Genomic DNA, 20,940 nt, shown 5'->3' on the forward strand with positions numbered 1-20,940 from the left:
TTGCTGCGCCTACGTATGTACACGTTGAACGTACACCACCAAGGATGTCAGAAATTGTATCGTGTACTGTGCCGCGGAATGGTAGAAGAACAGTTTTACCTTCAGCTGCGCGGTACTTAGCTACGCCACCAGAGTGCTTAGCCATAGCTGACTGAGAAGACATTCCATAGAACTTCATGAACTGCTTGCCGTCTTTCTCTACTACTTCACCGCCTGACTCTTCGTGACCTGCTAGCATACCGCCTAGCATGACGAAGTCAGCGCCACCGCCGAATGCTTTAGCAACGTCACCAGCACATGAACAGCCACCGTCACCGATGATCATGCCGCCAAGGCCGTGTGCTGCGTCACCACATTCGATGATTGCAGAAAGTTGTGGGTAACCAACACCAGTTTTAACGCGTGTTGTACATACAGAACCTGGGCCGATACCTACTTTAACGATATCTGCGCCCGCTAGAATTAGCTCTTCACACATGTCGCCAGTTACAACGTTACCTGCAGAGATAACTTTGTTCGGGAACTCTGCACGAACTTTCTCTACGTACTCAACTAGGTGCTCTGAGTAACCGTTCGCGATATCGATACAGATGAAGATTAGCTCTTCAGATAGCGCCATGATTTGCTTAGTTTTTTCGAACTCAGCGTCAGACGTACCTGTAGAAACGAATACGTTGTTTAGTGTCTTCTTGTCTGCGTTCTTAACGAAGTCAGCCCACTGCTCTACTGAATAGTGCTTGTGTACTGCTGTCATAACGCCGTGTTCAGCCAATGCAGCTGCCATTTCAAAGCTTGCTACCGAATCCATGTTCGCAGCGATTACAGGTACACCAGACCATTGACGGCCGCTGTGCTTGAATGTAAACTCGCGGGTTAATTCAACTTGAGAACGACTTTTAAGAGTAGAACGCTTCGGGCGAAATAGTACATCTTTAAAGCCTAACTTAAGTTCTTGTTCGATACGCATGATAAATTTTCCTGTAATCAAATTTACGTGTCGTGCGTTTTCGGTAAACGTTGGCAGACGCTTTACTGAGTTTCGGACACAAAAAAACCGGAGCGTTGGCAGACGCTCCGGTTTTCAGCATTATAGGTCGCGATTTAATTCTCGCAAGACTGATATTTTCAATTTTTTTGTGATACAGTTCGGTTAAGTTGCATACCTAGCCCACCGCAACCCTTTCAATTCCCTATGCTTTTCCCTTAAAAACAAACACTTAACTCAATTCATGTAAAACGTTTGCGCAATCCTTTTCGTCTCACTATTGAAAGTATATTGACCAAACGAACCGTTTTTTACCTGAAAACACGAAAATATCACCGAAAACTGCCCTTTTAGACTCATCACTAAATAACAAAAATAGGTACTGTTTGGTTGATTTTTAGACATTCAACAACGTTTTTCTTCGCTTTGCCCTTCAAGGCACAAAATCCAGATACAAAAAAAGCAGAAGCCCTTACCGACTTCTGCTCTTGTTTTTCGTTAAAGCGTTACAGTTTGAAGAAAGCTAGCTGTGCTTTCTGCTTCTCTGCGAGTGCTGATAGCTCGTTACTTGCACTTGCGCTTTGGCAAATACCAGATACGTTTTGGTTCACAAGCTCAGACATGTTGACCACATTGCGGTTAATGTCTTGAGTCACTTGTGATTGCTGCTCTGCCGCTGTCGCTACTTGGGTATTTGCGTCGTTAATGTTGGTCACCGACTCAGTAATACCTTGTAGTGCACTGTTTGCTTGCAGTGCTAGCTCGTTGTTCTTATCTAACATCTCTAGGCTTAACTGCATGCTGTCATTTGCTAGACCAGATTGCTTCTGAAGCTCTTCGATGATCGCTTGGATTTCACCTGTAGACTCTTGAGTGCGCGCTGCAAGCATACGAACTTCATCCGCTACTACAGCGAAGCCACGGCCAGACTCACCCGCACGCGCCGCTTCAATTGCCGCATTCAGGGCTAGGAGGTTAGTTTGCTCAGACACGCCGCGAATCACTTCAATCACGTCATTGATTTGCTCTGACTGCTCTTTTAGCGTTAGAACCACACTCGCTGCTTCATTTAGTGCTTGACCCATTTGAGCGCTTGCTTGGTTGCTTTCTTCGAAGATATCTAGGCCAGATTTTGCAAGTTGGTCTGCTTCGCGTGCTGTCGAATCCGCTAGTTGCGCGTTATCACTCACGTTATCTGCAGTGCTTGATAGCTCATTAACTGCTGAAGCCACTTGTTCAATTTCAGCCAACTCTTGCTGTGCGTTTGCTTGAGCTTGAGTCATTACCGCTGCAAGTTCTGTCGATGCTGAAGCAACCTCTTCACTGATACGCGCTAATTCGTTAACTGTCGCATGAAGTTTTTCAGCTGTTTCGTTCACATCTTCGCTTAGGTGAGCAATTTCGTTGTCGCCATCAACGTCCGCACGAACTGATAGATCGCCTGCAGCAATTTTACGCATCACTTCTTGTAAGCGTTGAATTGGTGTCACGATCATGCCTGATAGTACCCAAGCAACCAGTAGTGAAATAGCTAGAACAGAAAGTACAAGGATCATCGCTAGATTCTGTACCTTGGCATTTTGCTCTGCGCTGTTATCCATTGCCGCTGAAGCAAACTTGTTTACCTTTGCAGATAGCTTATTGATGCTTTCAACCATCTGGTTGCCAGAATCACGGTATTGAGCGATGAAGTTTGAGTACTCCTGCTCGCTTACCGAACCTTGGTCACGACGTGAAAACAGTTCAACCGCGCGGTTAGAGAACTGGACGTAGTTTTCAATAGCACGGCGCACACCATTAACATCTTCACGGAAAGTAGCGCGGCTCGCCATCATATCTAGGTCTTTCTGAATTTGTGATAAGCCAGTTTTTAACTCACTCAGAAAAACATCACGGCGCGACGAATCGTAAATCGCGTAAACCGCACTGATTCGTAATGGGTATACTTGGTCATCAATCTGAGCAAGTTTATCTTTATAGAACACTAATGAGTCTGTGTTTGAAGAGATAATCTCTTGCTCTGCTTCTAGATTATTCTTAGTAATCCAAAGAGCGATAAACAGCGCGAAAGTGGTAAATAGTACAGGTACCAAGACCTGCGTTCGAATAGACAAGTTTTTAAGCGATAATTGCATTATTTTTCTCAATCAAGTTTTGTTTGATTTCATCCTTGATCTGGGAATATTCCCACAACATAAAGGGCGCGGAGTCTAGCACAAATAACAGCCGAAATGACAAACAACCACTTAAAAAATCTGGATTTTTTCTTTAACCGTTTGCGTGCGCAGTTATGCCCTAGATTCCATATGCAACCGATTTATAAAACATATGCTTCCATCCCTCTTTGACCCAACACAAAAAAAGGCCAAGCAATGCTCGGCCAATTAGCTTGAACTTCAGGCAGTTCGAGTTAGAAATCGTAGCGAATACCCGCTTGTAGCTCGTCTTCTGTATTGTCTAGCTGCTGGAACATGTAGCCTACGTACGTGCGAAGGTTACCGTTAAACTTGTGCTCCACTTCTAGCGCAATGTGATCCGTTGTGTCTGTGTTATCTACTTCTTGGTAGTTGTACACGGCGATTAGCGAGGTTTTACCTAGCTTGTATTTTGCGCCAAGCTCGAACATGTTCGCATCGAACTCTTGGTTTGCCGTTACTACCGTACCATCACCATAGATTGCAGCGAGCGTTAATGCGTCTAGCTTGAAGCTTGCACCAAGGTTGACCTGATCTTCAGACTTATCACCTTGATCTTGAGTTGTGTAGCCAAGACCTAAGTCAAGACCAAAATCAAAACCGTAAACCGCTGACAGGCCGAAGCTGTCGTTGTCTTTTTGGTCTGACGCGATGTAGTTCGCTTTAACCGTTAGTGCTTCAAAGTTACCTGAGTAAACGAAGTTGTTTTCACGCTTGTCTTTGTTCGCACCAATAAGGTCAGCTGCTGCTTCATCAAACGTGTTCATTAAATCCGTGAAGTCGGTAACCTGAACCTGTGCAGAGTCTTGCTTACCGTAAGAGAACTCGCCAAAGTTAGTACCGAAACCTGCGTACACATAACGGTTGTTGATGGTAGAGCTTGAGTCTGTACCGACTTCCGCTTCATATTTACCAAAACCGTACAAACCGTCAGATAGCTCTGTTTTACCTACAAAGTTAAAACGTGCATGAGACTTGTCGTCAAATGAGCTGTCCGTCGCTGATTCGTTTTCGTCAGAGATATTGAAACGCGCTTCCGCACGACCGCCAACTTTTAACTCTGTGCCTTCTGATTTGTAAACTGTCGCTGCTAGTGAAGAACCTGATACTAGGGCTGCAAATACTGCTGACGCTACCGCTGCTTTTTTCATCTTATTTACCTTGCATTTATAATGAGCTTCTGTGCTCGAACTGTGTGATGCGAGATAAATTAGAGGGATAGCATTAAGCTTTAATTGCTAATCCATTACGATTAGATGGCGATTAAGTGTATGAATTATTACAGATAGTACTATTTAGCTTACATATTCACTCACTTGCTATCGTTCATCCTTTGAAGAGTCCATCACCACCATTGTGGTGATTGATTGGACGTGTTCACACTCGCCAAGTACATCGGCGTGAAACTTCTTATAGCTAGGTAAGTCACGGGTCTCTACCCGGAGAAGGTATTCGTTAGCGCCAGTAATGTTATGGCATTCGACCACTTCATCAACGAACTGGACGTGTTGTTCAAACTCTAGTTGTGATTGCTTGCGGTGGCTCGATAACCCGATAGAGACGTAGGCAATGAAACCAACACCAAGCTGACTGCTATCAATCAGTACCCGGTAACCTTTGATCACGCCTTGTTTTTCAAGTTCTTGGACTCTTCTTAAGGTTGCAGAGGCTGACAATCCAATCCTTTCAGAAAGCTCTACATTGGAGATTCTTCCGTCTACTTTAAGCTCTTGCAATATTCTTTCGTCAAATCTGTCCATGCCTATCCTTTATTGCGTAATTTTCCCTTAGAGTTCGAATAAAAGCACAAAATTGCTCACAAATCCACCTACTATAAGTGTGACCGGTCAAAACACCCTTTTTCACGCAATTATCTTGCGTCCGTTGAACTCATAAGGAAATCAATATGGAATTCGAACAGCTTAGCGCGCTGGTGCTATTTGCTTTTGTCTCTACGTTTACGCCCGGTCCAAACAACTTAATGCTGATGACTTCCGGTGCTAACGTCGGTTATATGCGTACCCTTCCCCATATGAGTGGTGTCGCGTTTGGGTTTGCCTTCATGGTTCTTATTGTTGGCCTAGGCTTATCGTCAGTTTTCACCGCATATCCCATCACTCATACCGTGCTTAAGTACATCAGTTTGGCTTATTTGGTCTATTTAGCAGCAAAGATCGCATTGAGCGGCCGCGCAAAAGATGTCGAAGATTTTAAACCAATGAGCTTTTTTGGTGCTGCCAGTTTCCAATGGGTCAACCCTAAAGGTTGGTCAATGGCCTTAAGCTCGGTAACGCTATACAGCAACGGCGGTGGTTGGTTTGAACTGGGTATTATTTCAGTAACGTTTCTACTGGTTAACTACCCATCAGGCACTTTTTGGATTTTGGCTGGGCGCGAGCTACAGCGCTGGCTAACCAATTCATTTCGTGTTCGTGCGTTCAATATTTCGATGGCAGTTCTGCTGGTAGGTTCTACCCTGCCGATGATCTAAATAGTCAGTAATGTAAATTTGTTTAAAGATGCTATTCAATTTGCGATTCTGTTGTTAATCTAAATGCGAACAAGAATAATTATCGAGTCGTAATATGAAAAAGCCATCACCAAAACAAGTTGCTGTCGTCGCTACCGAGTCCATCACACCCAATATGCAGAGAATTACGTTCCAGTCAGAATCATTACGTGAGTTCCCTGCCAACTGTGAAGGTAGTTACATCAAGCTATTGTTTACCCCGTCAGGCTCTACTGACCTATCGACAATGGGCCCAGACGACAGACCGGTTATGCGCACTTACACTATTCGCCAGTTTGATGCCCAAGCAGGTACTATCGAAGTCGACTTTGTGAGGCATATTACTGAAGATCTTCAGTGTGGTTTCGCTGCACGTTGGGCGATGGATGCAAGCGTGGGTGACACCATGTCGATTGCTGGTCCTGGTGCAATTCAAGATATGAACACCGAAGCCGATTGGTTCTTTATGACGGCAGATATGACCGCATTGCCAGCCCTATCAGCCAAGATCAAACAACTGCCTCGTGATGCAAAAGGCTACGCTGTCGTAAAGGTAATTTCTGAGCAAGACATTCAACCTTTAGACGCGCCAGAGCAACTTGCTGTGCATTGGGTGTTTGAACAAGACGATCTTGCTGAGTCTGCACGCCAACTAGAATGGCTTGATGGTAGTGCGTCTGTTTGGTGTGCGTGTGAGTTTGATTCGATGCGCGCCCTGCGCCAATACTTCAGAAATGAAAAGCAGGTAGAACGCGAAAATATCTACATCAGCAGCTATTGGAAACAAGGCGTTGCAGAAGATGGCCACAAGGTGATTAAACGCCAAGATGCTGAAGAACAAGAAGCTTAAAGGCAAAAATTAAGGGGGAACACTCCCCCTTATTGTTAACCTAGTTTTTCCGCCAAGAAATCAATCAGCAAACGTACTTTTGGTGACAAGTTACGGTTTTGCGGATAGAGCGCCCAGATCCCTTCTCTCTCATCACGGTATTCGGTCAGAACTTCCACCAGCTCCCCTGAATCTAACGCTTCTTGAACATAGTGATCAGGCAACTGCGCAAGGCCTAAGCCCCGTTTGGCAGCATCTAATAATGCGTAGCCAGAGTTACAGTGAATACGCCCAGACACTCGCATCGACTTCTCACCTTTGGTATCTCTAAAACGCCAATATTCCACAGAACCCACTAAACACTGATGGTTGCTCAGCTCTGATAACGTATGAGGTTCACCAAATCGGTCTAGATAATCTGGGCTGGCACACACGTAAAGCTGTCGGCTTGAGAGACGCTTAGCGATAAGACTGGAGTCTTGCAGTCGACCAAGACGAATCGCGACATCGACTCCAAGCTCAATAAGATCGAGCTTTTGGTTAGTAAGCATCAAGTCGAGATTCACCTGCGGGTAGAGCTCTAAAAACTGATGAAGTAACGGAGCAAGGTGCTGTTCACCATAAGTAACCGGAGCAGTGACTTTAAGCAGCCCTTTTGGCGTTGATTGCATTTGGGTCACGGCCAATTCAGCTAACTCAAGGCCCTCAACCAAGTGCTTACACTGTTGGTAATACAGTTGTCCCGCTTCCGTGAGCGACACTTTACGCGTGGTACGGTTGAAAAGCTTAACCGCTAAACGTTCTTCTAATGCAGATACTCGTCGACTGATCTGAGCGACGGAAGTATCTAATTTTTTTGCTGCGGCGGTAAATGATTGGGTCTCTGCTACCCCAACAAATTCACTTACCCCTTCCCAGTTGGCCATAAGCTGCTCTGCAATATTCGGTGTTATTTTTGCGAGCATTATTACAGATATGCAATAGAAGCTGCAATCGACTCGCAAACGAATTGAAGCATTCTATGCTCATTTCTGAGCCTTACGATTATCAATTTTGTTCGCGGACTTGATTTAAAGTGAAGTTACTGACCAAAACCAATTAGGTAAATCTATGTTAAAAACTCCTCTAAAAGCACTCGCACTTTCGGTTGTATTCGCATTCTCTGGCTATTCCGTCGCGGCTAACAGCAGTTATAACACCGACGTTCCTAAGAGCATCATGACGCCAGATCATGTTGAAACCAGTATTGGTTCGTTAGAGTTTAAAGATGGCGTACCAACTGACGAGACCAGTCAAAAGATCTACGATAACTTAGATACCATTCGAGCGACGGAAGTGTTCCTCAATGCAATCCCAATGGCTTCTCTTGAAGCGATTCGATTAGGCCATGAACAGATGGGAATTACTCAATCTAACCAAGTCATGATCTTTGATAAGCTGATGAACTCGAATCCGCTCTTCCTAACGGGTAACACTGATACTGTTTATGCCTCTGCATTCCTTGATTTAGAGCGTGACGGCCCAACTGTGATTGAAGTACCGCCAGGCATGGGGCCAACCACAGTTAATGATGCATTCTTCCGCTTTGTGACCGACCTTGGTGTCGTTGGCCCGGACAAAGGCAAAGGCGGGAAATACCTTGTTCTACCGCCAAACTACCAAGGCGAGATTCCTGAAGGTTACTTTGTGTCACGTTCAACGAGTTACGTTAACTGGTTTATTGCGCGTGGCTTCCTGAAAGATGGTAAGCCTGACGCGGCAATCAATGCATATAAAGCGAAGCTGAAGATTTACCCGCTAGCCAAGAAAGCGAATCCGCCGAAAATGGAATTCACTTCTGGTAGCGAAAAACCATTTAACACCATTCACGCTAACGATGAGCATTTCTACGACGAAATTAAAACCGTTCTGGATAAAGAGCCGATCTCTTTCATCGATCCTGAGTTGCGCGGTTTGATGTCGAGTATTGGGCTGCAAAAGAATAAGCCGTTCCAGCCTGATGAGCGTATGAAAAAACTGCTCGCGGATGGTGTCGCAATTGGTAATGCGACTGCGCGAAGCTTATATTTCCAACCAAGAGATAAGTCAGCTTATAAGTATGATGACCGTCAGTGGAAAACCGCATTTATCGGTGGTGATTACCAATGGCTAATCGATGGTGGCGAAGGTGGTCGTAACTTAGATGCTCGTACCTATTTCTTCTACGTGGCGACGGTGAATACTCCGGCAATGGCACTTAAGCTTATCGATAAAGGCTCGCAGTACGCGTTGGCCGATACTTCGATAGACGGTGAATTCCTAGATGGCAGCAAAACGTACAAACTAAACATTCCAGCGAATGTTCCAGCTAAGAACTTCTGGTCTGTGGTTGCTTACGATCCGCAAACGCGCTCTGAGCTGCAAACTGGCCAGCCATTTCCAAGTAAGAACAACAAGCGTGATGACTTTATTGAGAACGCCGATGGGTCTGTAACTTTGTACTTCGGTCCAACGTCGCCAAAAGGTAAAGAATCAAACTGGATTCAAACCGTACCGGGTAAAGGCTGGTTTAGCATCCTACGTCTATACGGCCCACAAGAAGCGTGGTATGACGAAAGTTGGAAGCCAGGTGATATCGAGTTAGTAAACTAATTGTCACAACAACTAGTAAAAAGGCAGCGTTTAATACGCTGCCTTTTTGTATTCTAAAGAGACGCTTTTACATGCTAGCCAATGTTTGTCGAATGGTCTCTTCTATCTTGTGCATCACCGGATGCTGATAGTTAATACGGTGGTAATGGATGCCCACATCATAATGCATACGTTCGCAGTCCAAATAGAGCGGGACTTTTACCACGTTTTCAGGAAGGTCTTTACCTACCTCAAAGCACACCAGCATATGTTCGCCATTGGTCACACAGTCTAATGCACTACCTAATGATGCGACGGTTAAAGGTTGCTGCAGTGAAATGCCGACACTCTTTCGGATTCGTTCATAATAGGTATTACTGTCAAATGAGCCCATTGAAATCCGAACCGTTTTTGCGCCTGCAATCTCTTTAAGGTCTAACTTGTCACGACTCGCCAGTTGATGATTTTTGTGCAGATAGACATAGAGTTTAACCGAGCCCACTTTACGCTCTAGTAACTGATCATTGAACTCATTCGGGTAACCCGCAATGCCTACCGCTAGAGTGTCCGGTTTCGGAAATTCAATCCCATCGAGTGACCAATCAACAAAGGAAATTTTCGGCGTTGAGTCTGAAGTGGTAAGCCCATTAAGTAATGGCACAGTGATCAATCGGCTCAGTGGATTCACCACGTAGAAGAAAAACTCAAGTTGAGACTCCCCGCCTTCAAAGCGTTTCGCAGCATACGGCACTTGCTCTAACTGCTGCAGTGGCAATTCAATATAATCAATCAGCTGATTGGTAAACAAGGTCGGTGTATAAACGCCTTTCGACACAACGAATAGCTCGTCACCCAAGCTATCGCGACAATCTGAAAGATGACGGTTAAACGTCGCTCGGCTGATATCTAGGTCATGACAGACTTTAGCCTGAGCACGATGCCGATGAAGCAGCGATAAGAAGCGATATAGGTTGAGGTCAAAGCGATTTTTCAATTTCTGTTACTCGATTTAGCCATGGTTCGAGTGTCAATATATGCGACAACCGCATCCCATGCTTCAGAGATTGGTTAAAACTCCATCCGATAGCACAACAATGAGGTTTAAGCGTATCAAGATCACATATCTAGTGACACTTTATGCTAGAGTAACGCTCTGTTTCGCTTTTCTAATTTCTAGCTATGTCCAAACTTACCCTTTCCATCGGAGCTATTGTTTCTGCCATTTCTGTTCTTCTTGCTTGGGTGTTTATTCCAACACATGTCAGACTCAGCAGTGAAATTTTAAGTAAACCAATTGGTAACGGCTTTCAGATTGTTGGCTATAAAGCTCTATCAACTAAACCAGAAGATGGAAAACTCAATCATTTCTTCCTGATTGATAGCAATGGCGACGTAAAAGATGCCGAACCATTTTTGATCACCTCTGACCCTTTCATTCAATTTGAAACCACAGACGAAAACAAACTCTCTTTGACAGTAAAAGGACGTATCAAACACTTTGATAACGATCTTTGGGTAGAGCGTGAAGATGGCACTGTCCAACACTGGTTCATCAGTGTTGATGCCGAGTACACTCGTTAGTAATTCTTTGTAGCATTCACATCTCAAACAGGTAAAATCAGCGCCAATTGATTTTACCTGTAGTGAATAGTTATATGCACCACCCTCACGACCTGTTTATCCGTTTCGACGCTGATATTTCCACCTATTCACTACCAGAAAAGTTCACCTTTCCGTTCTACTATCAAGCACACCCTTTATGTGTACTCGCAGCAAACCAGCTTCAAGAACACCTTAAACAACAGCAAGAGTGGCAGCACGACTTCGGACTCGATAACCCGGCCAAAGGCACAGGCAAGATGTTTGGTGTTTTGCTAGTTGAATCTGCACAAGGTGAGATTGGTTACTTGTCAGCTTTCTCAGGCAAAATCGCAGACTCAAACTTGCTACCGGGCTTTGTACCACCGGTATTTGATATGTTAGCTGAACAAAGCTTTTTCCGTTCAGAGTTAGCCGAAATCACTCAAGTCAGTGATGAGGTCAAGTCGCGCGAAGGCGAACCAAAACTACTGCAGCTTAGAGATGCGTTGAAGTCGGCACAAGAGCAATACCAAACAGAAGAACAAGCGCATCGAGCGCAGATGATTAGCAGCCGTGCTGAGCGCAAAGCGCGCCGAAAAACTGCAGAACAAACGCTAGATAAAACGGATGTGGATTCACTGCTCGTTGAGCTTGGGAAAGAGAGCGTGGCTGAAAAAAACGTTCTCAAATACCTAAAGCTCGAATGGGACGCTAAAATTGCCGAGATTGAATTAGAGCTGAATGTGCTTGAAGACGAACTCACCTCGCTGAAAGACCAGCGCAAGCACATGTCCAATACTTTGCAAAACAAGTTGTTCGAACAGTACCGATTCTTAAATGCTAACGGCCAGCAAGAATCATTGAGAGCGATCTTCAAACCAACCGCAACACCGACTCCACCAGCGGGTGCGGGTGAGTGCGCTGCACCAAAACTTCTACATTATGCGTTTAAGCATGGCTTTAAGCCGTTGGCATTGGCTGAGTTTTGGTGGGGGGTCTCGCCAAAATCAGAGATCAGGCAGCATGGTAAGTTCTACCCATCTTGCAATAGTAAATGCCAGCCAATTCTAGGCCACATGATGCAGGGCTTATTGGTTGATGATAACCCACTAGAAGAGAACTGGGCGGAAGACAAAGAGCTTGAGATTCTTTTTGAAGATGAGTCAATGGTGGTCGTTAATAAGCCTTCTGGGCTGCTTTCCGTACCGGGCAAAACCATTTCTGATTCGGCATACACGCGCCTGCAGCAACGCTACCCTGACGTTGAAGGGCCTTTTGTGATTCATAGATTAGACATGGCGACCTCTGGCCTTTTGGTGTTTGCTCTGACCAAACGTGCCAATAAGAGCCTACAAAAACAGTTCATCTCACGTGGTGTGAAAAAGCGTTATGTCGCACTACTTGATGGGACAATCGAAAAAGCTCAAGGTGAGATCAGTTTGCCAATGCGTGGCGATCCAGTAGACCGCCCTCGTCAGCTAGTCTGCTACGAACATGGCAAACCTGCAGAAACCTATTGGGAAGCCATTTCTACTATCGACAACAGAACCAAGTTATATCTATACCCGAAGACAGGTAGAACGCATCAACTACGCGTTCACTGTGCCCACCACCTTGGACTCAATACCCCTATGGTTGGTGACACCTTATACGGTGAAAAAGCAGATAGGCTTCATCTTCATGCCGAGCGTTTAGAGTTTGATCACCCATACAGCGGTGAACGACTAAGTTTTCAGGTCGATTCGGAGTTTTAATACCGAGCAACCATAACTTAATAAGCCACTGTTCTAATCACGACAAATATCTTTAATTGAACAAAACTTACATTTAGACTACCCATACCGTATAATCTCAACTCCGAGAAAGGAGTTGAGATGTCATCAGCCGCACTACAAAAAATTCAAGCCTTACTGGCACAAATGCAAATCTATTATGGTGTAGAAGGCTTTCTGCGCCTTGAAGCCGCCATCAAAGAGATCTGTCTAGAGTATGACTTCCCCCTCCCTCTTGCACACAAGCACTTTCTTGCGGGACTTCATCATGATCGCCACGACCAACTGGATGAGGCCATCACACAATACAATCTCAGTTTAAGCCACTGCACAATGGCAGATAAGCTGTTGGGCCTACACGTTCACATTCTGATGGGTTCCATTTACGCTGATCGTGAAGACTATCATCAGGCCCATCAACTCTACAGCTACGTATTGGACAATACCCATTTTCTTGATAACAACTATCGCGCCTTCGCCTACACCAATATTAGCGACTTTCACCTGTGCTTAAAGCAATACGAGTCGGCGCTAAAGCTTGCGTCACTCGGTGAGCAAAGTGCTCGCACGGTTGGTAACCATGTCAATCAGTCTATTTGCTTACTCAATATGGGCTACGCACTGGGCTATCTTGGTCAGTCAACTGAAGCGGTCAAATATATTAAGCAAGCAAAGCAGATAGCGAACTCGATGAACAATACCCGCGTGGAAGCAATCTCTAACGGTTACTTGGCTCAAGTGATGTCCGTTAACGAGGGTTTCCCTTTACAGACCGTTATCGAATATTTTGAGCAGGCTGAAGAGCTCTATAAGTTAGTCATTGACACCCATAACCGCCAAGAAAACCTAGTCTACTTTGCTCAATATTTAGAAAAGCACGGCTTGGATGAGCGAGCAGAGCAAATTTGTCGAGAGCTGACGTCAAAGATAGACGCCAACAGCAGTTTTAGCTTCTTTGAAATTGTGTACAGCACCTTAATACATCTTGCGGTTAAGCAAAATCTCCAGCCGGAGGTCATTGCGCTACAAGGAGCTCTGAACAAAGCCACCAAGGCAGCGCTGGCACGCTCTCAAGACAAAGAGTATTCGGCAATTTTAACCAATGTAAAGCAATCCGCTGCTGCTCAAGAGCGTTTGCTGCTAGAACAAATGGAAGAGCACATTGGGTTGATCACCGAAATTGGCCAACACATTGCAACTTCGGACAGTATTAAGCAGCAACTGCCTTTTATCTTCGACAAGATTGGCGCTATTTTCCCAACCGACGAATTTGGCATTGCTCTGTATGACAGCAACAGCCAAATATTGAGCTATGACTACTTTTACGATCGCGATGGTTTTGTCGAAAGCACGTCTATCGACTGTAACCGAGAGTACTCCGTCGGAAGCTATGTGGTGCAAACTAAAACCACGGTTCACCTCAACCATATCGTTGAGGAGTCGTTTGACTCTATGGTGCCAACAGAAGATCGCCAAAAGGTTGATAGCATTCATTATGACAGGTCGAAACCGGTTCAATCGATCATCTTGACGCCTATCACGCTTGGTAATCGCGTACTCGGTGTACTGTCGATTCAACACAAGCTGGCAGACCAATATCAGCAGTACCATCGTAATCTATTCGAACAACTGGCTAGCTTTATCGCCATTGCACTAGAAAACCATGTGCAGAAACAACGGCTGCAGCAAGTGAATAGACAACTTGAAGTCCTGTCACAAACGGATCCACTGACGGGACTGTATAACCGCTATCAACTCGACACTATTGGCCCAGAACTAACCCAGCACGCGGCAAACAAACAGAATAACCTAGCGGTGATTATGATAGATATTGACTACTACAAAGGCTTCAATGACTTCTATGGGCACCAAATGGGTGATCGCGCTCTAACTGAAGTGGCAGCGGCGATGAAAACAACATTCTCTAGTAGCAATGATCATCTCTTTCGCTATGGTGGCGATGAATTCTTGATACTGTGCGACAACCAATCACTGCAAGAGATCGAGGATAAGCTACTCACATTGCAAAAATCTATTGAATCACTAAGCCTTTCCAACCCGAGGTCGGCGTGTAGCCAGCTTTTGACCCTCTCTATAGGCGCGGTGAATTTCATGCAAGTTGAAAGCAAGCATGTGAGTTTCAATCTTTTGTGTAACCTTGCAGATAAAGAGCTGTATAAAGCAAAACAACGCGGACGAAATACTTTTCAGATGGTCAGTAGAACACTACAAAACGACCAAATCTAGTGATTCAATCAAACAGGCTCCTTTAGCCTGTTTTTTGTATGTAGTAATCGCCAAAATGAAAAAAGTGCAATAACGTCTCATTTTTACGACAAAGGCATATGAGTGCAAATAATTGAAGATTCGGAACGATATACCATTTAACATTCGACCAGTTACTGATCATCGTTCCATAAAATCCGAGGCATTATGAAAAAAAGCATCCTTTCTCTTACTCTTCTTCTCTCATTTCCAGCCCTATCAAACCCAGTGGCAATTAACCGTGCGAACGAAGCACAGCTGCGTCTAGATAGTTATTCTGAAGCTGAGTTAGCGAAACCTGTATTCGATGTCACATATCGAGAGTTTCTTGAGAAAGTGGTATTCATCAACTCTGTCCCAGAGGGTGGTACTCTTGTCGCAATGCAAGATGCTTCAAGTTGTAACGGTATCTATGACTATGGCTATTGTATTCAGTTCGAGGCGACTGCAGCAGGTATCGAGCAACAGATTATCGCCTCTATTGTTACTAGCGTTTTTCCTGGTGGAAATAGAGATAACAACGAAAGTAACAGTCCAGTATTGACTCCTGTTCTTCCTGCACCAAATGAGCCTGAACAACCGATTTTCATTATCGACCCTATCGACCCAGGTTTCGGTGTCGCTCCAATTGATCCGGGTTACGGTATTGAACCAATCGGTGAAGAGGAAGATATGCCGGTAATAGGCCTAGGCAGCTTCCGAGCAATGAGCCTTGAGGAACAGGCAGAAGTGCTTACTCGCTACATCAATAACAATAACAGTTCTTCAAAAGGTAAAGTTGTTGTCGTTGATGGAAAGCTCCTGTGGGAAACCAGTAAAGGAAAACAAAAGCAGCTTAAAGATTCTTCTAAGATCCTAGAAGTTCTAGAGGAAGCACATAAAGAACGTCTTGCTCGCCGTGACGACAGAATTATCGTTGATCCTATTGATGTCATTGTTGAGCCAATTGAACCTGTCTTCGGCGTCGACCCTCTTCCACCATATGACGAAAATGCACCTATTGTCAGCCCTGTCTTATGGGGTCATAACTTAGCGGTCGTTAAGTCTTGGACTGGTGCAATTAACCCAGCGTCTTTGGAAAGCTACAAAGCGATGATTGCAATGGCTAACTCACCGGAAGGGAAAATTGCAACGCTAAAAATGATGCTTGTGAACGAAATTTCAGTAAGCAATATTCTTAACGTATTAGAGAACAATGAAGAGTTCGTCTCTAAGTACCCTCAATTTTTTACCGAAGACCATTTTGGTAATCCAAAAGCAACACCGGCTCTTGAAAAGCTTGTAGAACAAAAACGTGAAGCTAAGTGGAGTGAGAACGTCAATAGCTACTATCAAGGTATCGCTGACATTTACGAGAATATCGAAGATGGTGCGAATAAGCTTAAATTCGCGACATTACTTGATAGCTTTATGATTGGGGGCTCAAACAAGTCCCTATTAGATGTGATGCAAGGAAATGGCTACTTAAAAGACGTCCCAACGGGTGATCGTGACCGCGAACTGGCAGGAGATATTCTAGACAAAGCGAAAGAGCATTGGCTTGATAACACCGTTCCTGGTGGACGTGTCATTACTGATGCCGAAAAGCATGCTTTAGCCTTACACCGTATTTTTGGTAAAGCTGGAATGGAGCACCTTCAAGTATCAATTGTCGATGGCAAAGTTCAGGTATTTAACCCGAACAATGGCAAGATCTTAAATGAAAAACAGATCATGACCAAGCTAACTAAAGCGGCTTCAAAAAATGCAGAGGCTCGTCGTGAAGCTAGAGAGACAGTACCTGGTGAACGAGTTGATGAAGTAAGAAGACTGACTCCGTCCGAACAAGCTTTGGCATTAGATGCCGTATTCAAAAAAGCTGGCTTTTATGTTGAGGTATACCACAATAAAAAAGATGGCGATCTAGCGATTACCTTAAAAGATGGCACGGTATATACAATTGTTCCCTCTGATGGTAACGGGACAAAAAGCGGTACTCTTGACGAATTCAAGCTTGCTATGAAAAAGGATGTTAAATCGGATAATGGTAAGAACCGTAGAGACGCACGTCGTGAAGAGCGTCACCAAAAACATGATGCTCGCACACCGAATCGTAAGAACCAATTCAACGGTGAACGAGTAAAGAGAATCGTTAAAGAGCGCCGCAACAAATAACTCACAAAGCCCTGAACTCTGTTCAGGGCTTTTTTCATACTTGAGACTTATATCGATATTCTTCAATACTTGATGACTAATTGCTCGTTTTCATTTTGTTACGCACGTAGCATACGTACATCAGTCCAAGGAAGAGCTTTGCATGTCGACATACTCCGCATTAATAAAATGGCAACGTGGCAGTGAAGAAGCCTTTAACGACAATCAATACAGTCGTGGCCACACCTGGGAATTTGATGGTGGTGTGACTGTCCCCGCTTCCTCTTCGCCACATGTGGTTCCACTGCCGCTCTCCGTAGAGGAAAATGTTGATCCAGAAGAAGCTTTCATCGCCGCTATTTCTAGTTGTCATATGCTGACCTTCCTCGGTATCGCCGCCAAGCAGCGCTATGTCATCGAGAGCTATATTGATCATGCAGTGGGCCTTATGGAAGAAGATGAGCACGGCTATACCTCGGTGACCAAGGTAACACTGCGTCCTAAGATTGTTTTCTTAGGAGAAAAGCAGCCGAGCCGTCAGCAGTTGGAAAAACTACACCACCTATCCCACCAGCATTGTTTTATCGCCAACTCAGTGAGAACTGAAATAACCACTGAAATCTTAGACTAGGGATCACTATGAAGAAGAAAGGCTTATGGCTCATTGGTATTGGTTTCGCAGTGTTTGTTATTTATGGCCAGCAGACAGGTTTATTTGGTTCAAGTAACCCAGATTCATTCCCTAAACTGCCGCAAACACCAGACTTTACGGTTTCAACTGTTCATGATGGCGAATGGCTAGGTCGACGCATTGACGTCACTGGCAATAACCTCTGTGAGAGAACAACCATGACCGGAGTGGTTGAAGATGGCTTAGCGAAACTCACGCTAACGTACAACGGAACTTCACTAAAAGGTTGGATCAACCAAGAGACCAGTGAGCTCGTTCTGTATGCCACCAATCGTCAATGGGATTATCGCTTCCAAGGCACGGTCAGTAAGAACAAAATTCAAGGTAATTGGTATCTGACTAACGGTCCTTGTAAAGGTAACTGGTATCTAGAAAAACAAAGCTAATCACACTCGCGACTTCATGCTACACTCTGCGTCATTAAAGGGGTGAAACTCCCCTGATTCATCTAGATCCAGAGTGTAAACATGCCATTCTCAAAACTCGGCTTAAGCCAACCTATCACTACCGCAATTTCTGAACTTGGTTACGACAAGCCAACCAACATTCAAAACAAAGCTATCCCTGTCATTCTTGATGGCGAAGATTTGATTGCTGCTGCTCAAACCGGTACCGGTAAAACAGCAAGTTTTGTCCTACCAATTTTGGAAAAACTATCGCGCGGTGAAACTCAACGTAAGAAGCGTATTCGTGCGTTGATTTTAGCTCCAACTCGCGAGCTCGCGGTTCAGGTTGAGCAGAAAGTTCAAGAGTACGGCAAACACTTGAACCTTACTTCTTTAGCAATGTACGGTGGCGTTGACGAACAGCCACAGAAACAAGCATTGATCGAAGGCGTAGACATTCTTGTGGCTACACCTGGACGTTTGCTTGATATGTATGGCAAACGTGCCGTTTATTTTGAAGAAGTTGAAATCTTAGTGCTCGATGAAGCCGACCGTATGTTAGATATGGGCTTTATTGAAGACATCAACAAAATCTTAGATCGCTTGCCAACAGATATTCAGAACCTACTGTTTTCTGCAACGCTTTCGAACAAGGTTCGCGATCTAGCAAAAACTGCGGTTCACAACCCGTACGAGATTTCAATTGCCGCTAATCAAGCATCGAAGAAGAACATCGAACAGTGGTTGATTACGGTTGATAAAGATAAGAAGTCTGCGCTTCTAAGCCACTTAATTAAAGAGAACGAATGGGATCAAGCGTTGATCTTCATTGAAACTAAGCATGGCGCAGCTAAACTGGCAAGCCAGCTTGAAAAACGTGGTATTGAAGCTGAAGCTTTCCACAGTGGTCGCAGTCAAGCAATCCGCTCAAAGCTACTGGAAGATTTCAAAGCCGGTAAAATCAAATACATGATCGCCACTGGTGTTGGTGCCCGAGGCATCGATATTGAAGGGCTAAGCCGTGTAATCAACTATGATTTACCTTTCCCATCTGATGAATATGTCCACCGTATTGGTCGTACAGGTCGCGCGGATGCGCAAGGTGAAGCAATCTCATTCGTGTCAAAAGATAACTTTAAAAACCTTTGTATGATTGAGAGCCGTCTTGGTCACTTACTTGAACGCCGCGAAGTGGAAGGGTTTGAGCCTCGTAAGCCTGTGCCTATCTCTATCTTGAACTATGTACCAAAACACAAGCGTACCGAACAATAGCTGATTACCCCCTAGCCTAACTTGGTTGCTGGCGCCTTTTCGTCAGCAACCATTCCTTTCTTGTTCTAATTCCTCTCGACAGCTCACTCTTGGTTACTTATTTATCTCTTTGTGAAGATTCATATTTAACATCAAGTCAGTTCAGCATTTTTATTACATCGTCTACGCTTATTGTTAAGTAATAACGTAAGGCTAAAGGGGTAAGTATGGCTGGGACTGATTATGTGTCTCTTCTATGGTTATTAGCCTGTACATGTATTGCCTTTTTTATGCAGGCTGGATTTACCCTAGTCGAAACCGGATGCGTTCGAGCTAAAAACTCAGTCAATGTGGCTATGAAAAACATGGCCGACTTCCTCGTCGTTTCGATTGTTTACGTCTTTATTGGGTTTCACCTTGCGCAAGGCAACTCTCTCCTCTCCTTCGAAACCTTTCCACCGAAAACGGCGCAGTTGCCGGTCTTAATGTTTAACCTTATGTTCGTTGCCACCGCAGCAACCATCGTTTCAGGGTGTGTGGCAGAACGAATGAGCTTCCGCGGTTATATCTATGCGTCCACATTGATCGGATTGTTAACTCACCCGGTTGTTTCATACTGGACATGGAACCCTAACTCTTGGCTATCCCAACTTGGGTTCCATGATTTTGCAGGCGGCGCGACCGTTCATGTAGTCGGCGGGATGATTGGTTTGATTGGGACTATCGTCATCGGCCCGCGTAAAGACCGATTTATTGACAATCAGCAAGTCAGCGAGATCCCTTCATACAACCATACACTCGTCACTATTGGTGTGTTTTTGATGGTGTTTGCTTGGATGGGATTTAATGGTGGCAGCTTCTATCAATTTGACGAACGGGTAGCAACAGTTCTGTTTAACACTTTAATGTGTGGCGTCGTGTCCGGGTTTGTCACTTTGCTTCTGGTTCACCGTGCCCGACATATCCCCGTGTTTGTGATACTTAATAGTGTATTAGGTGGCTTAGTTATCGTTACTGCTGGTGCGGATTTGTTTAATACTCTAGATGTCGTATTACTCGGCATCATTGCCTCTCTCACCGTTTATTTCGGTGACAAATTGCTGATCGCGTTACGTATTGATGACCCGGTTGGAGCCATTCCTGTCCATTTGTTCTGCGGCATTATCGGCACCCTTTACGCTGGCGCTATCGTCGGTACTTCCGAGCAATCGCAACAATTATGGGGACCGACAATACAGCTCATTGGCTTATTGACTATATTACTTTGGTCGGCACTAAACTCATACGCTTGTTTCTACTTACTCAAGTATTTCAAGATCCACCGAGTTACCGAACAAGCAGAACGCCTTGGACTTAATGTGTCAGAGCATGGCGTTAAGATGAGTTGGTTAGAAACGTTACAGGTCATCGAAACGATCAGCAAAGATGGTGACTACTCCAAACGAGTTCCCATTGAATTTGGTACCGAAGCTGGAGACGTCGCCTTATCTTTTAATCATTTGATGGACCGGCTCGAATCAAACATTCAGGTGCTCCATCATGTGGCTAAAGGCAACCTTAATAACATTGATATTGAACCAAGCAGCGATAAAGATATTCTGGCCAATTCTCTCCACTCGATGATCCTAAGCTTGCGCTCCTTAATCGACGAAGTCGAAGATGAAATCGAAAACAAAGCCATGCAAATTGAAAACAATGAGCATTCGTTCAAACCTTGATTGAAAAATTCAAAC

The 20,940-nt window shown here is 44.6% G+C and carries 17 protein-coding genes; 11 read left to right on the top strand and 6 right to left on the bottom strand.

The annotated features are described in order from the left end of the window. The 4 genes from ELS82_RS19910 to ELS82_RS19925 form a co-directional block, all read right to left on the bottom strand. Window positions 1-967: GMP reductase (locus tag ELS82_RS19910; protein WP_134837031.1), on the bottom strand; the 967-nt coding region annotated here is incomplete at its 3' end. Window positions 968-1,491: 524 nt separating this feature from the next. Continuing rightward, window positions 1,492-3,120, bottom strand: coding sequence for a methyl-accepting chemotaxis protein (locus ELS82_RS19915; protein ID WP_134837032.1), 1,629 nt, complete (start codon window positions 3,118-3,120; stop codon window positions 1,492-1,494). Window positions 3,121-3,395: 275 nt separating this feature from the next. Beyond that, window positions 3,396-4,331, bottom strand: coding sequence for a porin (locus tag ELS82_RS19920; protein WP_134837033.1), 936 nt, complete (start codon window positions 4,329-4,331; stop codon window positions 3,396-3,398). Window positions 4,332-4,499: 168 nt separating this feature from the next. Then, window positions 4,500-4,940 carry an Lrp/AsnC family transcriptional regulator gene (locus ELS82_RS19925; protein WP_134837034.1) on the bottom strand — a complete coding sequence of 147 codons (441 nt, stop codon included), beginning with the start codon at window positions 4,938-4,940 and terminating at the stop codon, window positions 4,500-4,502. 146 nt (window positions 4,941-5,086) lie between these two features. Between ELS82_RS19925 and ELS82_RS19930 the strand changes: the two genes are divergently transcribed. Next, window positions 5,087-5,671 carry a LysE family translocator gene (locus tag ELS82_RS19930; protein ID WP_134837035.1) on the top strand — a complete coding sequence of 195 codons (585 nt, stop codon included), beginning with the start codon at window positions 5,087-5,089 and terminating at the stop codon, window positions 5,669-5,671. A 94-nt stretch (window positions 5,672-5,765) separates the two neighbouring features. Next, window positions 5,766-6,539: a siderophore-interacting protein gene (locus ELS82_RS19935; protein WP_134837036.1), complete on the top strand. Its 774-nt coding sequence runs from the start codon at window positions 5,766-5,768 to the stop codon at window positions 6,537-6,539. A 35-nt stretch (window positions 6,540-6,574) separates the two neighbouring features. Here the strand turns inward: ELS82_RS19935 and ELS82_RS19940 are convergent, their stop codons facing one another. Further along, on the bottom strand, window positions 6,575-7,444 hold the full coding sequence (locus tag ELS82_RS19940) for a LysR family transcriptional regulator (RefSeq protein WP_134837055.1): 870 nt from the start codon (window positions 7,442-7,444) through the stop codon (window positions 6,575-6,577). 184 nt (window positions 7,445-7,628) lie between these two features. On the opposite strand from ELS82_RS19940, the gene ELS82_RS19945 reads away from it, so the two are divergent. Next, the gene (locus ELS82_RS19945; protein ID WP_134837037.1) at window positions 7,629-9,149 is read left to right on the top strand and encodes a DUF1254 domain-containing protein; all 1,521 of its coding nucleotides are present in this window, start codon (window positions 7,629-7,631) and stop codon (window positions 9,147-9,149) included. Between the two features lie 67 nt (window positions 9,150-9,216). Here ELS82_RS19945 and ELS82_RS19950 read toward each other — a convergent pair whose 3' ends face one another. Continuing rightward, the gene (locus tag ELS82_RS19950) at window positions 9,217-10,122 is read right to left on the bottom strand and encodes a LysR substrate-binding domain-containing protein (RefSeq protein ID WP_134837038.1); all 906 of its coding nucleotides are present in this window, start codon (window positions 10,120-10,122) and stop codon (window positions 9,217-9,219) included. 185 nt (window positions 10,123-10,307) lie between these two features. Between ELS82_RS19950 and ELS82_RS19955 the strand changes: the two genes are divergently transcribed. The 8 genes from ELS82_RS19955 (at window position 10,308) to ELS82_RS19990 (ending at window position 20,925) form a co-directional block, all read left to right on the top strand. Continuing rightward, window positions 10,308-10,709: a hypothetical protein gene (locus ELS82_RS19955; protein WP_134837039.1), complete on the top strand. Its 402-nt coding sequence runs from the start codon at window positions 10,308-10,310 to the stop codon at window positions 10,707-10,709. Between the two features lie 74 nt (window positions 10,710-10,783). Next, window positions 10,784-12,463: an RluA family pseudouridine synthase gene (locus tag ELS82_RS19960; protein WP_134837040.1), complete on the top strand. Its 1,680-nt coding sequence runs from the start codon at window positions 10,784-10,786 to the stop codon at window positions 12,461-12,463. A gap of 120 nt (window positions 12,464-12,583) precedes the next feature. Continuing rightward, complete coding sequence (locus ELS82_RS19965) at window positions 12,584-14,728, top strand: diguanylate cyclase (RefSeq protein ID WP_134837041.1); 2,145 nt, start codon at window positions 12,584-12,586, stop codon at window positions 14,726-14,728. A gap of 186 nt (window positions 14,729-14,914) precedes the next feature. After that, window positions 14,915-16,900, top strand: coding sequence for a hypothetical protein (locus tag ELS82_RS19970; protein ID WP_134837042.1), 1,986 nt, complete (start codon window positions 14,915-14,917; stop codon window positions 16,898-16,900). Between the two features lie 142 nt (window positions 16,901-17,042). Further along, window positions 17,043-17,510, top strand: coding sequence for an OsmC family protein (locus ELS82_RS19975; protein ID WP_134837043.1), 468 nt, complete (start codon window positions 17,043-17,045; stop codon window positions 17,508-17,510). 8 nt (window positions 17,511-17,518) lie between these two features. After that, window positions 17,519-17,956 (top strand): hypothetical protein, encoded by a 438-nt coding sequence (locus tag ELS82_RS19980; RefSeq protein WP_134837044.1) that lies wholly within the window; start codon window positions 17,519-17,521, stop codon window positions 17,954-17,956. An 81-nt stretch (window positions 17,957-18,037) separates the two neighbouring features. Continuing rightward, a complete protein-coding gene (locus tag ELS82_RS19985; protein ID WP_134837045.1) occupies window positions 18,038-19,228 on the top strand; it encodes a DEAD/DEAH box helicase in 1,191 nt (396 codons plus the stop codon). A gap of 206 nt (window positions 19,229-19,434) precedes the next feature. After that, window positions 19,435-20,925 (top strand): HAMP domain-containing protein, encoded by a 1,491-nt coding sequence (locus ELS82_RS19990; protein WP_244230829.1) that lies wholly within the window; start codon window positions 19,435-19,437, stop codon window positions 20,923-20,925. Window positions 20,926-20,940: the final 15 nt, after the last annotated feature.

Source organism: Vibrio ouci, assembly GCF_004551525.1.
Lineage (GTDB): Bacteria > Pseudomonadota > Gammaproteobacteria > Enterobacterales > Vibrionaceae > Vibrio > Vibrio ouci.